General features: G+C 52.9%; 11 protein-coding genes and 1 pseudogene. 3 read left to right on the plus strand and 9 right to left on the minus strand.

Annotation, left to right across the window (positions count from 1 at the left end):
• Window positions 1-32: 32 nt before the first annotated feature.
• Both CBE73_RS10885 and CBE73_RS10890 read right to left on the minus strand, forming a co-directional pair.
• The gene (locus CBE73_RS10885) at window positions 33-1,835 is read right to left on the minus strand and encodes a cache domain-containing sensor histidine kinase (RefSeq protein WP_094096255.1); all 1,803 of its coding nucleotides are present in this window, start codon (window positions 1,833-1,835) and stop codon (window positions 33-35) included.
• Window positions 1,836-1,837: 2 nt separating this feature from the next.
• A complete protein-coding gene (locus CBE73_RS10890) occupies window positions 1,838-3,439 on the minus strand; it encodes a response regulator transcription factor (RefSeq protein ID WP_094094243.1) in 1,602 nt (533 codons plus the stop codon).
• Window positions 3,440-3,698: 259 nt separating this feature from the next.
• On the opposite strand from CBE73_RS10890, the gene CBE73_RS10895 reads away from it, so the two are divergent.
• The 3 genes from CBE73_RS10895 to CBE73_RS10905 all read left to right on the plus strand — a co-directional run bounded on the left by CBE73_RS10895 (window position 3,699) and on the right by CBE73_RS10905 (window position 6,147).
• Entirely contained in the window at window positions 3,699-4,559 is an 861-nt protein-coding gene (locus CBE73_RS10895) for a carbon-nitrogen hydrolase family protein (protein ID WP_094094244.1), read from the plus strand.
• A 131-nt stretch (window positions 4,560-4,690) separates the two neighbouring features.
• A complete protein-coding gene (locus tag CBE73_RS10900; protein WP_094096256.1) occupies window positions 4,691-5,368 on the plus strand; it encodes a GNAT family N-acetyltransferase in 678 nt (225 codons plus the stop codon).
• 107 nt (window positions 5,369-5,475) lie between these two features.
• On the plus strand, window positions 5,476-6,147 hold the full coding sequence (locus tag CBE73_RS10905; RefSeq protein ID WP_094096257.1) for a GNAT family protein: 672 nt from the start codon (window positions 5,476-5,478) through the stop codon (window positions 6,145-6,147).
• 174 nt (window positions 6,148-6,321) lie between these two features.
• On the opposite strand, the gene CBE73_RS10910 is transcribed toward CBE73_RS10905, so the two are convergent.
• The 7 genes and pseudogenes from CBE73_RS10910 to CBE73_RS10935 all read right to left on the minus strand — a co-directional run bounded on the left by CBE73_RS10910 (window position 6,322) and on the right by CBE73_RS10935 (window position 15,999).
• Window positions 6,322-8,061 carry an alpha-keto acid decarboxylase family protein gene (locus tag CBE73_RS10910; protein ID WP_229752783.1) on the minus strand — a complete coding sequence of 580 codons (1,740 nt, stop codon included), beginning with the start codon at window positions 8,059-8,061 and terminating at the stop codon, window positions 6,322-6,324.
• A 251-nt stretch (window positions 8,062-8,312) separates the two neighbouring features.
• Window positions 8,313-8,909: a TetR/AcrR family transcriptional regulator gene (locus CBE73_RS10915; protein WP_157739511.1), complete on the minus strand. Its 597-nt coding sequence runs from the start codon at window positions 8,907-8,909 to the stop codon at window positions 8,313-8,315.
• Complete coding sequence (locus tag CBE73_RS10920; protein ID WP_373286394.1) at window positions 8,896-10,365, minus strand: DHA2 family efflux MFS transporter permease subunit; 1,470 nt, start codon at window positions 10,363-10,365, stop codon at window positions 8,896-8,898. Before CBE73_RS10920 ends, CBE73_RS10915 begins: the two co-directional genes overlap by 14 nt.
• Window positions 10,366-10,485: 120 nt before the next feature.
• Window positions 10,486-11,841, minus strand: a complete 1,356-nt coding sequence (locus tag CBE73_RS10925) for a GNAT family N-acetyltransferase (RefSeq protein WP_174704705.1) — start codon at window positions 11,839-11,841, stop codon at window positions 10,486-10,488.
• A gap of 48 nt (window positions 11,842-11,889) precedes the next feature.
• Entirely contained in the window at window positions 11,890-12,060 is a 171-nt protein-coding gene (locus CBE73_RS21920; protein WP_157739513.1) for a hypothetical protein, read from the minus strand.
• Window positions 12,061-12,133: 73 nt separating this feature from the next.
• Window positions 12,134-12,510 (minus strand): annotated as a pseudogene (locus CBE73_RS10930) (LacI family DNA-binding transcriptional regulator); the annotation flags it as partial.
• A gap of 189 nt (window positions 12,511-12,699) precedes the next feature.
• Window positions 12,700-15,999: a chitinase N-terminal domain-containing protein gene (locus CBE73_RS10935; protein ID WP_094094248.1), complete on the minus strand. Its 3,300-nt coding sequence runs from the start codon at window positions 15,997-15,999 to the stop codon at window positions 12,700-12,702.
• Window positions 16,000-16,065 lie beyond the last annotated feature (66 nt).

Genomic DNA, 16,065 nt, shown 5'->3' on the forward strand with positions numbered 1-16,065 from the left:
GTCAAGATCGTGTTTCAGCGTGTTTGATCGCGTTACATCGTGTATGATCGTGTTTCAGCATGTTCATCGTGAACCTCCCAGGGGATTCGTAGCCTGATCTTAGTCCCTTCTCCCGGCTTGCTTTCGATCGACACGCCATAATTCTCGCCATACAGCAGCAGAATGCGTTCATGCACATTCCTTACACCGATGCCGTTGAACATCTGCCGTCTGTTGCTGGAGTTTGGCAGCTTGTTCGGCCCCGGCTCCAGATCCATGCCGTCCCCGTTATCGACCACTTCACAGAGCAGTATCCCGCCTTCTCTCGCAATCATGACGTAGATATAGCCGGTATTCCGGTCCTTAAAGCCGTGGAAGAAGGAGTTCTCCACAAACGGCTGAAGGATCAGCTTCGGCAGCTTGGCCTTCATGCAATCCGGCGAAACAAAGAAATCGACCTGGATGCCGGTTCCATAACGAACCTGGTTAATGAACACATAATGCTTCAGATTGACAAGTTCTTCTTCTACTGTGATCGTTTCAGCTACGTTGCTGATCGTATTCTGAAGCAGGGAGATCAGCGCGTGGATCGTCTCCGTCGCTTTCTCCTTGTTGCCGCGCTGCACCAGAATATTGACCGAAGCCAGCGTATTATAGAGAAAATGCGGATTGATCTGCCGCTGCAAAGCGGCCAGCTCTGCATTGCGCTGCTCCTTCTGCGTCTGGACAAGCTTGCTGATATAATCGTTTAATTCGTCGAGCATATAGTTAAAAGCCGTTCCCAGCTCCTTGGTTTCGTAGCTTCCGCCTATCGTAATGTAGTTATGAAAATTCCGTTTGGTCACCCTGGACATTTGTCTGACCAAGAGGCGCAGCGAACGGGTCACGCGGCGGATGATAATAAACAGAATCAGCAGGGAAGCTGCTACAATAGCCGCTCCGGTTACAACGATTTGTTTAACGGGGAACAGCTTTGCCAGCGCCATTTTCTTATCGATCAGGTTAACGATATAGAAATCATAAGTAGGCAGATTATCGGCCAATACGATACCGTTAACCCCCCTGCTGTTCACCGTCGTATAGTCGAGATCACTCTCCTGAATAGCCGCCGCGCTGCGCAGCAGCTCTTCCGACCTTTCCCCGATCCGGTCCTCCAAATTGCTGGAGACGATCAGGCCTTGTTGATCCACAATAACGACATCATTGCCCACGCTTGTGAAATTCGCATAGAACTGCCGGAAATCCGGCTCGCGAATCATCATAAATAAAACCCCGTAAATCTCTTTCGTAGAGGGAGTTCTGAGCGCCTTCGAAGCTATAATCAGCGGCTGACCGTCGGTCTCCTCGCTGCCTTTGAAATAATGGTAGGACAGCTTCTCCGGATGCTGGATCGTCTCCTCGTACAGTACGCTGTCCCGGAGTTCCTCGGTTGTGCCTGTCCAATAAGCACGGTTGTTAAAGTAGCTTCTACCGTTTATGCCAAGCACCGCCACAGCAACTTCCTTGAGGTCCAAGCTGGTCTGAATATGCTTCATCTGCTCGGTCATCCGGTATACAGACTGCGCATCGGTTAATGAATCCTGATCCCCTTCCGTCAGGAAGGTTTTGACAGTAAAGCTCTGCGCTACTTCATTAGAAACGGTAACGATGCCATAGTTGAAATCTTCAAAGCTGTTCTTGATCTGGGTGATCACCTTGGAGTTGGTAATGCTGAACGTGTTCATGAACAAATTTTGAGCCACCTGAACCATGATAAGAGAAGTAACAAGGGCGACGGAGATCGTACTGACGACCATCACGATAAAAATTTTCCCGAATAAGGTCTGCTGGGAGAAACGCATCCATGTCCGCTGCATCATCAAAGCTGTCCCTCCATAAGTTGCTTACGGTATTGGCTTGGGGACAAGCCTTTCTGCTTGCGGAATACTTTGGTGAAATAGCTGTGCTCCGAATAACCGACCTGGCTGCTGATGTCGGAGATCGGCATATCCCCCTGTCTTAACAGCCTGCAGGCCTGCTCGATCCGGACCTTGTTCAGGTATTCGCTGAAGCCTTCGCTGTTATGGGTGGCGAAATAATTGGATAAATAAGACGGATTAAAATGAAAATGATGGGCAATTTCCGTCAGCGTCAGCGGTTCGGCGTAATGCTCCTGGATAAATTCGAGAATCCGCTGAACAGCCTGATTGCCCGCCGAGCGGGTCCGCTGCAGGACACAATCCTCTGCTTCACCCAGGAAAGCTTCGATCCACCCGGACGCTTCCCGAATATCAAGCGACTCATGAATGCTGCGAAAATATTCATATTTCCGGTCCTCCAGCCTGCGGGCCTCATACTGGAAACGGAGCAGTGCCAGAATAATGTTGAAGACGCAGTGGCCCATCAAGGATTTAAATTCATACATACCGATGTCCAGCCTGCCGGGCACCGCTGCCAGATAATCTCGCAGCCGGGCGAACGCGGCCTGGAATTCCTGCCCGTTCAGCTCCTGATTAAACGCTTCGCCATCGAAGGCCGGAGAAGCCAGCGGCTTAGCCGTCCGCTCTCCGGCCATAAATACACGTTCGTCCGGCAGGAAGAACCGTTTCTCCAGCAAAGCCGGGATTTGCTCGGCAGCCTCGTGAAGAGCTTCCAGATCGTGAAAAGGGGCACTGAGCGCAGCAGCTGCAGGCAGCCCCTCCAGCTCGCAGCCCTCCACCAGCTGCTGCAGCACATCCGCTGCCAGACCCGCCGAGCCAAAGAAACGCTCATCGGCATTCCATAACCACCGGCTTCGGCCAGCCTCCTGACTTAACGGACGAAACTCCAAAGGCAGATTCCCGCTCCGGATCATTGATTCAAGCACCGCTTCGGCCGTGTGCTGAAGTTCCTCGGACGAACGTTCGGCTTGGCCTTGGCCGCCTAACCGTTCCATGCTCAGTAAAGCAAAGGAGGGCCGGACAAAGGAGCTAAGCACCCGCCCGCGAATGGATTCGTTGTCGAACGGGTAACCGGAGACCAGCTTATCCAGCGCGGCTGCAAGCCAGCGGCCGCTCCGGTCTGGCTGATCGGCATTCTGGAGTCCGGGAAGGGTGCCGGATGCTTTTTTCAAAATTCCGAGAAGCTCCACTGCATCCAGCTTGGGTTTAAGAATATAATCCGATGCTCCGCTCTGAAAGGTCGAACGCACAAATTCAAATTCGCTGAAGCTGCTGAGCACCACGATTTTGACGTCCGGATACCTGATCTGAATGATGCGGGCCAGCTCTTCGCCGTCCATGACTGGCATCACGATATCCATGAGAATAATATGGGGCCGAAGCAGTGAGATTTGCTCCAGCGCCTCCTTCCCGTTGGAAGCCTCCCCGACAATCGTAAATCCTTCACTCTCCCAGTCAAACAGATGTTTGATGCCCTGCCGGACCAGCATTTCATCGTCTACAATCAGCACTTTGCAATACGTATTCAAAGTATTATTCATAGCTTGCAATCCCGCTTTCTGTGTTGGAATTCTTGTAAACGCTTTATCGTCATTTTTGTTCTATTATATCTCGTATTCCAGGACAAACTTAAAGAGATGGCGAATCTTGCGCTTATTTCCGCGGGCCGTTTAGTACCTTTTGAATACCTGGTTACCCGCAGGTCAGTACTTGAAATAGGGGCCCTTTCCCCTCATAATGACGGTATTATGCCAGCCGCAGGATTATGCGACCCTTTCTGCCGGCTCTAAGGAGGTCTATATGAAACTAAGAGTTTCTGCTGTTCAGTACCATTTACACACAATCCATACTTTTGATGAATTCGCCGACCAGGCTGAACACTATATAAAAACCGCTGCAGAATTCGGAACCGAATTTATCTTGTTCCCCGAATTCCTGACGACTCAATTGCTGTCCATTGGTGATGGACAAGGGAAAGCGCTGGAAATCGGCGACCTGCCGGATTTCTCCGAGCAATACCGTGAGCTGTTCATCAGGCTGGCTGCCCGCGAGAACATGCATATCATTGCCGGTACCCATGTGATCCGCAGGAATGGCAAGCTGTACAATACGGCCCACCTCTTCTATCCCGATGGCCGCGTCGCCGAGCAGGCCAAGCTGCATATCACACCAACCGAGGTAGACGAGTGGAACATAACTCCGGGAGAAGGACTGGAGATTTTCGAGACGGAGAAGGGCAAAATTGCCATGCTCACCTGCTATGACATCGAGTTCCCCGAGATTGTCCGCATGGCCCGTGCCAAAGGGGCTAATGTGATCTTCAGTCCGTCCTGCACGGATGACCGTCACGGCTTCTACCGGGTCCGCTATACCAGCCATGCCCGGGCTGTGGAGAACGAGGTTTACGTCGTATCTACCGGAACGGTCGGCGCGCTCCAAACCGTAGATTTCATGCGTGCCAATTTCGGGCAGGCGGCGGTGATTACACCGAACGATATTCCTTTCCCGCCGCGCGGCATCCTGGCCGAAGGCGAAATCAACCAGGATATGATTGTGACAGCCGACCTGGATCTGGACCTGCTTGAGCAGGTGCGCAAGAAAGGTTCCGTCAGCACCTGGCGTGACCGCCGGACTGATCTTTATCCGGATTGGAAGGCTTGAGAATGGAACCGGATAAACAGACGGAGAAAGCAGCCTTTAAGATGGCCGGTGAGATAGCTGGTGAGAGGGTTGGTAAGAGGGTTGGTAACATGGCCCGCAAGATGGCGGGTGAGTTGACCGGTGGCCGCAGCATGTACCGCAAAGAATTTTATATCTACGGGCAGGACGGCCGGCCCGTCCCGGCCGTTATCCGGAATTACCGGGAAGAGGACTTTGACGGCATGATTGCGATTCAGCAGGCCTGCTTCCCTCCTCCTTTCCCTTCGGAGCTGTGGTGGAACCGGGAGCAGCTGCAGAACCATGTCGCCCTGTTCTCTGAAGGGGCGTTATGCGTGGAGATTGAAGGCCAGCTGGCCGGTTCGATGACCGGACTGATGGTTGATTTCGATCCGGAGCATCCGGATCATACGTGGGCAGAGGTCACGGATGAAGGCTATATCCGCAATCATAAGCCGGAAGGCAATACGCTTTATGTGGTAGATATTTCAGTAGCCCCTTCCTACCGTAAGCTGGGACTGGGCAAATGGCTCATGTTCTCCATGTACGAGGTGGTGATCCAGCTTGGACTGGAACGCCTCTTGGGCGGAGGACGGATGCCGGGCTATCATCACCACGCTGCTTCCCTGAGCGCCGAACAGTATGTTCAGGCTGTCATCCAGGGGGAACTGAAAGACCCTGTGCTGACGTTCCTGCTGCGCTGCGGAAGAACGCCGGTCAAAGTGGTCGCCGGTTATCTGGAGGACGAAGAATCCTTAAACTACGGCACGCTGATGGAATGGCGCAACCCTTTTAAAGGTGTCATGAAATGATTTTCAAGGAACGAAAAGATTTTCTAGGGAACGAGATGAGAGATTTCGAAAGGATTGCTGAGTAATTTTTAAATCAAGGAGATGGATCTGAGTTGACGAAGCCAAACATGCAGTACCACCGGATTACCAGCATTACTGATCCGCTGTTCGCGGATATGCACCGTCTGATGCAGGAGGTATTTCCGCCGGAGGAAGTGCTGGAATTCGATCTCTGGAAGGAACCGCTTGAAGATCCGGGCATTCGCGTCTTCGTCGCCGTGCTGGACGGCAAAGTAGTCGGGACGACGGAATACCGCTATTACGAGGATTTTAATGTGGCGATGACCGACTTCACGATCATCGGACAGCCGGGACTGGGCATCGGCCGTTATTTGTGGAAGCAAAGACAGGATGACCTGCAGGCTTTGGCCGCGGCTAACGGCAAGGAGCTTTACGGCATGTTCGCCGAGATTTACGATCCTTATCGCGATCTGGATCATCAGTTTGGCGGCGTCAAACCGATGGACCCGTTTGTGCGCCGTGAAGTGCTGTCGCATCTGGGCTACAAACGTCTGGATTTCCCTTATGTACATCCGTCTTGGAACAACGACGGCGAGGCGGTAAGCGGGCTGGATTTGTGCTTTATGCCGGCTGATTACGAGCAGGACGAGCTGCCTGCCGAGCTGATCGTGAAATTCCTGGAGCGTTACTACAGCGTACTGGATCAGAAGCCGCGCGAGTGGCTGGATATGGTCGCTGGTTTGAAGCAGACACAAGCGGTGGCGCTGCTGCCGATCTAACCCGCTAACCTGGCCTGCATAGTTAACGTTATTAACGTTATTAACCGTTAAACCCGCCAGACGGCAAAAAGCCCCGGTTCCTCCATCCACATGGAAGAATCGGGGCTTTCGTTGTTGGGGATCAGAGAAGAGAATCGAAGGGAAAGATCTCCTGTATAGCACAAGGCTTCCCGTTCAGGATTGCTGCTGCTTCTGCTGCATCCCCTGCTGTTTCTCTTGCTGCTCCATATAATTTCGCATGTTCCGCATATACTCCGGCGCATCCATCGGATCGGCGGCGCTCATTTCGATGATGCACAGCTTGTTCCGACATTCGCTCTCCGCCTGGCGGATGGCCTCGTCCAGCTGGGCATTACTTCTGACAAACGCGGTGAAGGCTTCACCGCCAAAAGCTTCAGCCAGCTTCGTATAAGACCAGTTCGGCACCTGGTTGTATTTCTGGTGTTCCGTTTTGACATTCAAATATTTCTCAATCGTGTAGCCGTAATTATTCAGCACAAAAATAATCGGCTTGCAGCCGTGGCTCATCATCGAGCTGATCTCCTGCGCGGTAAGCTGCAGCGATCCGTCACCCGTGAACAGCAGCACCCGCCGGGCAGGCTCCGCGACCGAGGCGCCGAACGCGGCCGGCGTCGCATAGCCGATGGACTGCCATCCGCCTTGGGCGATATAAGCCGCGCCGCGCGGCAGCCGGATCTGGGACAACCCATAAAAGAAGGTTCCCGTTTCCGCTACGATAATATCATCCTCTTTCAGCATTTGCTGAAAGCGCGGATAATACGCCTCCGCTTTCAGCGGCTCATCTGGACTGCCTTTGGCCTGATCGTACGGGAAAGGTCCCGGCACAACATCGGCCTGCTGGCGGTAACCGGAATTTTGCAGCGCCATCAGCAGATCCTCCGCCATGACTTTAGGATATTCCGCCTCACCGATCTTCACCTGGTCCGGCTGAATTTCTATCGTGTTCGCCGGATTCAGCTTGGCGGTGAAATTAGCCGTGTTGCTGTCCGCCCAGACCAGGCCTACGGCAATGACGCAATCCGCATTTTCCACGATGCTGCGTATGGACGGGCTCCCGAATGCTCCGGCATAAATGCCGATGAACTGCTTGTGGCCTTCATCAAAGGCCCCTTTCCCGAACACCGTTGCGGCCACCGGCAGATTCAGCGCTTCCGCCAGCTTGCGGACAGGCTCCTGCAGATGGTACCGGCTGGTCTTGACGTCGACCAGCAGAACTGCTCTCTGTGCTTTGCCGAGCAGCTGCATCGTGTGTTCCATCGCAGCTTGCAGCGCTGGCTGCGCGGTTGACGGCTGCGGTGCCATAGGCACGCTGCGCAGCGTAACCGGCTTCATCACTAGATCGGTCGCCACGACCAGGTAAACGGGCTTTCTCTTCTGCTTCGCCATCGCAATGGCCGCCGGAATTTCCATCTGTGCATTCTCCGGCGTCAGGACTGCTGTATAAGCCGTGATCGGTTCATATACTTTCCGGAACACATCATAATTGCCGTCCATCAGAGTATGGTGCATCAGCTTATGCTCCTGCTGGGCCATCGATGGCGGTGCCCCTACAATATGGATGATCGGAATATGTTCACTGGTTGCGCCGGCAATGGCATTACAGGCGCTCATTTCACCTACACCAAAAGTCGTAATGAGCGCGGACATTCCTTTCAGACGGGCATAAGCATCCGCAGCATAACCTGCATTCAGCTCATTGCGGCCATTGATAAAGCGAAGCCCTGCATATCGCTCCAGTTCATCCAGCAGCGTAAAATTATAGTCGCCCGGTATGCCAAAAATGTCGGTTAACCCCTCTTGCTTCAGGCAATCGAACAGATATGTCCCGAGCGTTGTCTGTACCGTCGTTCCGGGCGTCATTCCGTTTTGCTTCATCATGTCGGTCTCGATCATTTTTGCCATCGCTTGCTCGCTCCTATCCATTTCTTGGGTCGCTTTCTGTAATACATTACCCAATTCCAACCCGGATATACGGGCGGATCAAGCACGCAAAATAATGCATCAGCCAGTTATTTTGCAGGCTACCGAAACCCGCCGGCTGCTTTACGCAAGGCTCTCTAACCCCAACAAACTTCAAGTTGCACAAAAAAACGCCTCAGCCAACGTAAGGTTAGCAGAGACGTTTTTGCCCGCTCTCAGCAGGGTCAGTGTGCTACGAACAGCGGTTTAATCGCGCATTCGCAATATTTTTCCACAATCTGTTCAGAAGTATATCCCAAATCATGAAGATAAAAAATCAGCTCCGGTTTGAGGGAAGCGGCAATCATGCTCGAGGTAAACACCAGATCAACGGAGACCAGCTCCTCGTTCCGCTCAGCTTCTGCCAGCAGCTCATGCACCTTGCTGCGGACGAAGATAAAGGGCGGAAGCTCATATAAATTCGCTTTAGCTTCCTCCAGCCGGCTGGAGTTGAACAGCGCCTTAAGACTCTGCAGATCATCGTCCAGATTCATGAGCAATTTCTTCATGATCGAGGACAGCCGCACGGAGACCGGCTGATCCTGCGCTTCCATCAAATAAGCCTCAATTTCGCAGGTCATGCGGTTGAACTTGTTCTCCATCAGGGAGAAACAAAGCTTGCTTTTGCTTGGATACCGGCGGTACAACGTTCCTTGGCCGATTCCCGTCTCCTGGGCGATTCTGTGCATGGAAACTTCCTCTATACCCAATTCATCAAATAAGGTCTGAGCCGTCTCCTGAATCTTCAGGGACACCTCATCAAATTCTTTACTGTTCGGCAACAGGTTTCACTTCTTTCAGGTCCGCTTCCTCTTTGGAGAATGTCCGTTTGACGAACAAGCCAATGATAAAGGCGACCGCTGCGAAGTAAACTCCTGTCATAAATGAGTTGTGCAAACCGGAAACCATAGCCTCGATCGGATTCTGAGCGCCGTTATTTTCAATATAACGTTTAGTACCGGAAGTCATGATACTGATAAATAAAGCTGTACCGATCGCGCCAGCCACCTGCTGAAGGGTGTTCATGATCGCGGTGCCGTGCGGATACAGACGTTTAGGCAGCTGGTTCAGCGCCGTTGTCTGTGCAGGCATCATGACCATGGAAATACCGATCATCATCAGCACATGCACCAGAATCACATGCAGCTTCGACCAGGAAGAATCCACCTGCGCGAACAGGATGATTGAAATGACCATTAATGCAAGACCTGGAACAACCAGAGCCCGCGGGCCAAATTTATCGAACAGCTTCCCTGCGATCGGGGCCATCAGACCGTTCACAATACCGCCAGGCATCAGAACAAGACCAGCGGCCAGCGCCGTCATACCAAGCACGTTCTGCAGGAACAGCGGCAGCATGATCATCGTGGAGAACAAGCTCATCATCATGATCAGCATCAAGATAGTAACAATAGAGAACATCGGATATCTGAACGCTCTCAGATCCAGCATTGGCTCTTTGACCACCAGCTGACGCCAGATGAACAAGGCCAGACACACGGCTCCGCCTGCGATCGTCCAAATCACGGTAGTGTCGGACCAGCTGTGCTCGCCCGCGCGGCTGAAGCCGTAAACCACGCCGCCAAACCCGAGGGTAGACAAGATAATCGAAAGAAAATCGACTTTAGGTTTCGTAAGTTCGGTTACATTTTTCAAGAATACCGCTGCAAAAATAATCGAAAAAGCTGCCAAAGGAATGATGATGAAGAACAGCCATCTCCAGGTCAGCGATTCCACGATCAAACCGGACAAAGTCGGGCCGATCGCTGGCGCCGTCATAATAACAAGACCGATCATCCCCATCGCCGCACCGCGGTTCTGCGGAGGGAAAATGGCCAAAATCGTGTTCATCAGCACGGGAAGCATCAAACCGGTTCCGAGTGCCTGAACAATCCGGCCGACCAGCAGCACGCCAAAAGTAGGCGACACGCCGCAAATAATCGTACCAATCAGGAACAGGGTCATCGCCCCGATAAACATCTGTCTAGTTGTAAACCACTGCTGCAGCAAGGCCGTCACCGGCACCAAGATACCTACAACAAGCATGTATGCCGTTGCCAGCCATTGAACCGTCGGTTCGTCGATCCCGAAATTACTCATCAAATCGGGAAATGCGATGTTCAGCAAGGTTTCGTTCAGAATCGATACAAACGCACCGATAATGAGTGCAGCAACAATAGGTCCTCTCTTGATTTTGCTTAGATCTAAGTTAGCTGAGGATGATGCTCCAGCTCCCATATCCAAAACTTCCACTCTCCTTTTATCTATACGCGGACAATTGTCCGTCTATGAGGATTATCATAGCTGACAACTGTCCGCTCGTCAATGGAAGGAATGATTAAAAAGATTAACGCTGTGTTAAAAAAAGTCCAGCAGCGCCGTTCCGCGCCGAGGGATTACCTGCTCAAGCGCGGCAATCCCTGCCTGGCTGCCGCCGATCCGTTCGGCCAGATAGAGCTCCTGCGGGCGTTTATACCCGAGCAGCATGGCTGCCAGGGATTGAATGTCGCAGCTGACAACAACTGCAGGCCCGCCTGCGGCAGAATCAGCGGCGGCACCTTCAGCAGCAGCTGCGGAAACGGCCTCTGCGGCCAGGCTGCCGCCTACAGCGGAATCGGCGGCTGTAGCCAGGCCGCCGGCTGCAAGGTCCGGCTTCGCAGCGGATTCTCCTGCCTCTGAAGGCACGGCGTTTCCGGCGGGCATCCGGTTCAGCTTTCCCTTCCCTTCACGGCCGACCCGAAGCTCCCACTCCCCATCGTTCCAGGCCGCAAATTCGTCTTGAAGACGCAGCGTAACGACGGTTTCACCATCGGTGGCGGAAGAAGCTTCAAACTTATACTGCCCGACAAACGCCCGCACATCCACGATCCGGGCCATGAAATACGGCCGGACCTCCTGCTTGCAGCGCGGATCGTTCAGCAGATAAGGCAGCATATCATCCGACGGGACATGGTCGACAATAACCTGCGTAACCTTGGAATCGTGATTGGACAGAAACTCCCACAGCCCCCGGCGAGCCGTCTCGTTTAAATAGACAAACTCATACACCGTTAAGTCCTGGCCGCTGGTCTTGTACAGCAGGTACCCTTCGGCCGTTCCGGCTTCGGAATAATAAACGGCCGTGTACAGTTCATTATCAAACACGGAATTCTCCCACCATTCCGGGCTTCGAACGAGCGTGCCGTTATAGCGCTTGGCAAACGTTTCATAAAGAGGAGCAAGGACGGCGAGGTCTCTGATTCCTCTTTTTACAATGCCGGGTGCCCGAAATTTGCCGCTGGCTCCGAGGACCGGAACCGGGATCGTGTATTTCTTGTATTCAGTGTAGACTTCCCAGCCAAACCGGCGGTAAAAAGGAATCAGGAATGGATGCAGGCAGGATAAGCTTTGCCCCTGTTCCTTCATGAGCGTTAATGCCTGCCGCAGCAGCTGGTTAACCAGACCCTTGCGGCGATGCTCCGGCCAGGTGCAGACCCCGGCAATACCGCCCATTGAAACCGCTGCGCCCTGCACGTAAATCTCCAGCGGCAGCAGGATCAGACGAGCCTGCAATTCTTCTCCTTCCCAGGCGCCCCACAACTGCTCCGGCTTAAACCGGCTGCGGCGCCGCTCCTTTTCCTCCTTAGAAAGCTTATAACCAAATGCATATTCGGCCAATTCCGTGCTTCGATCAAATTCTTCGGCTTTGAGCTGCCTGATTTCCACAACATCCACCCTCTCTGCTCCAATTTCTTATATTCCAATGTTCTTATTTCATTTATCTTATTCTCTATCCAGATGCGTCAGGCCTTCATCCGGACGTGCGAAAAAGCCCATCTGTGCCTCCCTGGCTTTCAGCCGGATCGTATTCATCAAATGCCGGTCTTCGCTGTCCCTTAACCAAAGCAAACGGAGGCTGCCTCCGCCGCGGTACTGAAGGAGATTGTTGTCCACCTGCACTTCTGCAATGTCATAATAATCATAAGTGCTGAACCGGCCTGCCCCGAATCCACACAGATCCTGTAAGATTAATTGGTGAGCATACAATTAAGCCGTCAATCTGTTTGCTTTTCAGCATTTGCAAATAATTCAGCTCTTCCTGCTCGATATAGTTGGTTGGACAGAACAACACCGAATGCTGAAGCTGAAAAGCCGCTTCGAGAATGCCCCCGGCCATAAGCTGAAAAGAGGGGTGATCGATGTAAGGAAGCAGAACCCCTACAGTCCGCGTTTTTCCTTTAACAAGATGTACGGCATTCATGTTTTGCTGGTAATTCAGTTCCTCAATAATGGCTTCGACCCTGCGCCGCTTATCCTCCTGCACGTAGGGATGATGATTCAGCACCCGCCACAAGTCGCAATGGATACGCCAGCCAGCCTAGCGATGTCTTTAATAGTCGGCATAGGCTGTCCTCCTTCATAAATCGGTTGCCTACTATTACCATAAGACAAGTCCCGGTTTATGGCTACGGGCGGATTTTTGTTTTACCGGGTTTCTTCAATAAAAAAGAAAGAGGACAACCGTTTGATCGGCTGTCCTCATCATTCCTTATGTGACCGGCTTGGCCGCTCGGCCTGCCGTTCCTTATCTTGTTATTTGCTTACTTTCACCGTAATCGTGTCACTTGCAGTAACGCCCGCAGCGTTCACCAGCTCGGCCCGGTATTCATAAACGCCGGGTGCATGTCCGCTGATGGAAGTGACCGCAGACTGAGCTGCCGGGGTTTTGGCGCTAAGGGCTTGGGTATCGATCAGTTGACCGTTCTCGTACAAACGGTACTCCGTTGCATTTGTGCCCCACCACAAGTTCATCGTTACCTTGTAAGAGCCGTCGCCATCCCAGTTGTCCTGGGACAGCACCGATTTGCCCGGAGAAGCGTCACGGATTGTCACCGTCAATGGATCGCTTTTAGTTGTGCCGAATTTATTAGTCAATTCAGCAGTATACACATACGTGCCGTTTGGTTTGCCTTGTACATCCGTACTTACCGTTTGAGCCGATGGAGAAACATCGCTTAACGTTTGGGTATCGATCAGCATTCCGTTCTCATAAAGCTTGTAAGTGGTGCCGTTATTGCCCCACCACAGGTTCATCGTAACGGTGTAGCTGCCGTCGCTCAGCCCGTTCTTATAACCGCTGTTGGAAGACAATACCGGCTTGGCTGGAGCGCCTGTGGCCAGCGTTTTCCCGCTTACCTGAAAAGTGTAGCTCTGTTCAGCCGTGTTGCCAGCCGCATCCGTAACGATATATTTGACCGTGTGGGAGCCGATACCAAGGCCCGCCGCGCTGATGTTTTGACTACTAACGATGGGCTGTCCGTCCAGCAGCAGCTGCTCGGAAGTAACGCCTGACATGGCATCGCTGCTGGTCAGTTCAAAAGCAAGCTGGTCCTGCTCACTTACATCGCTTACTGCATGGCCGGACTCGGTCAGCTCAGCTGTTGGCACAGTCGCGTCGATCTTAACTTGCAGTTCTTTAGCCTCTTCCTCTAAACCTGAAGCCGTCTTCGCATAATAAGTTAACGTATGATTGCCGTCTCCGCTAACGGTGATCGGCGCGCTGTAAACCTGCTGTGCTCCGCCATCCAAAGTATAGTATACAGTCGTGTCCGCTCCGCCCTGCTCAACCTCCAGCGCTGCAGTTACAGGGCCGTTCAGCCAGCCAGCTGCGTTGGGTTCAGCGGACAAGGAAGCTGTAGTAACCGGAGCCGTTTCTTCCTGAACCGGGGAGAAGTCAGCCAAACCTCTTGGCTTGAGCTGGAATACACCTTTAAAAATGGCGGCAACGCCTTTAATATTCAGCTTTTGCCCTTCACTGTAAGGAAAACTGTCCAGCGTAATGCCTGTACGGGTATCCACACGGATATGGTTGCTTGTGCCGTCTGCCGCTACGGCATCAAATTCAAAGGAACCCGCAGGCGTAGCGCTGATGATGTTAGTCACCGTCACCCCGTCCAGCTCCAAGAGCTGGCCTTGGTTTGCATCCGTTACCGCAGTGGTAACGACAGGCTGCGGCAGCTCCGCCGTTCCGGTCTTCTCGATTTGGACAACGTCGGACAGTTCCAGCTCTGTGTTGTACAAAGCAGTCGGAGCCGTTACCTTCACCGTGTCGCCGGCATGGAAGCCGCTTAGGCTTTGGAATACATAAATGCCGCCTGTTTCATCCTGCAAATAGAAAGCTTGTCCGCCGAAAATACCCGGCTCCGTCGTCACAACGCCTTCCACAGTCACCAGAGATCCGGCCGCTTTAGCGCGGGCTTCGCCAATGGAAACCGCTGCTGGAATCGGACTTTCTTCCGGAGGGAGCTGTTCGGCAGGCACATTGCCCAGCGTCACTGATTCCGTCTTCAGATTGCTTCCGTTAAGGCGAAGACGCAGATTAGACGCTGCCGTTGTACCCGGCTTGATGCGGACCGTCAAATCCTTATAAGCATGTCCTTTCAAGTCTGCCGTCAAGCTGAAGTTTGCGCTGTATCCATAGCTGGTCGGCCAGGTACCGTCTGCGTTCTGCACCATAGCGATCTGGGCACCGCCGCTGACCTGATAGATGCCGAGCTGGAAGCCGGATACCGTCGTGCCGGCAGGCAGATTATCCGCCGTTACGCGGATTTGGAAATCCTCCGCATTGGGCAGAACCGCCTGATGGTTGAAGCCGTACACCGCACTTGCTGTTGCAGCCGGTCCGCCAAAAGAACCCGCTCTAAATGTAGAACGATCATACCATTTATAGCCTGGGTCCGGTGCAGCCCAAGGTTCAGACTGCGGCTCCGTGGTCTGGGAAGGCTCTTCGAACGGCAGCAGCGTAGTCGGCTGATCGAGCGTCAGGCCGTCCACCTGAGTGAAGTCCGTATAATCCTCCTGATTAGCCAGCCAGTTGACGGTATTCACCAGCAGAGTACCGTCGTTTACTTCTTTGAAGCCGTCATAAGTGGTTTTTCTGCCTCCTGTATCTTCGCGCAAATATTTAGGAGTCGCATCCTCTACCGGCGAAGAATCGCCGATAAAAGCGGCTTTGCCGGCGCCTTTTTTCGCTACAGCTACAAAAGGGCCTTCCGCCACGCCGCCGCCTTCATATACGCCCTGATCCACCGCATTGGCCCATGATTCATTGGTTTGCGGCATATACACGATGCCCTTGGCTTTTGCCGGGTCAAGAATAGCCAGCGTAGAACCAGCATGCATCGCTACAGCGGAAACGCCTTCCGTAATACCGAAGGCTTGATCCGGAGCTACGATATTAGTCGCGTTGATGTCGGCCAAAGCGTTGTACCGGAACCGGACGCCAAACTCGTTCGCCAGCCAGTCGGAGCTCTCAACGCCCTGCATCGCTTCCGAATTAGCTTCTTCCGCACTCATGCCTTTGGCCGGATTCTCCCAAGCGCCGCGGCGGTAGCCGTTGAATACCTCGGAGCCGTCCCAGCGGTTTTTATTTCGGTCCGCATTATAGTGGTCGGCGATAAAAAAGATGCTGCCTCCGTTCTCCACATATTCAGCCATAGCCTGTTGTTCGCTTACCTTATAAGGTACATTGGATTCTGCTACAACAAATACATCGTAGCCGCTGAGATCACTTAACGTGATTGGAGTTGTCTTGCGAAGCTCCTGCACATAGTAGCCTTCCTGCGCGAGCGCATTGCCGAAGTCGGAAAAAGCGCCGTCAATAACCCAGTCAGCCGCTCCCGCGGTTTGCTCATGGGTGTTGTCGAACAAAATCTTTTGCCCTGCATGTTCGTTTACAACCTTTGCGTTAATGAACGGTGCAGGATCGGCCGGTCCTTCGGCCAAAGCTGTCTGCCCTGCTCCCAATACGAACAGCTGGAGCGGCAAAGCCAGTGCCGCTGCAAATACGCTGTTTACCAGCTTCTTTTTCCAACTTGAATGCTTCTCCCTCATACGTTTCCTCCTTAAGAAAATGGATCGGCGGACAAAGGTCGTCCACTTTATCGTCTATTATCCTAT

It is taken from the genome of Paenibacillus physcomitrellae (assembly GCF_002240225.1).
GTDB lineage: Bacteria > Bacillota > Bacilli > Paenibacillales > Paenibacillaceae > Fontibacillus > Fontibacillus physcomitrellae.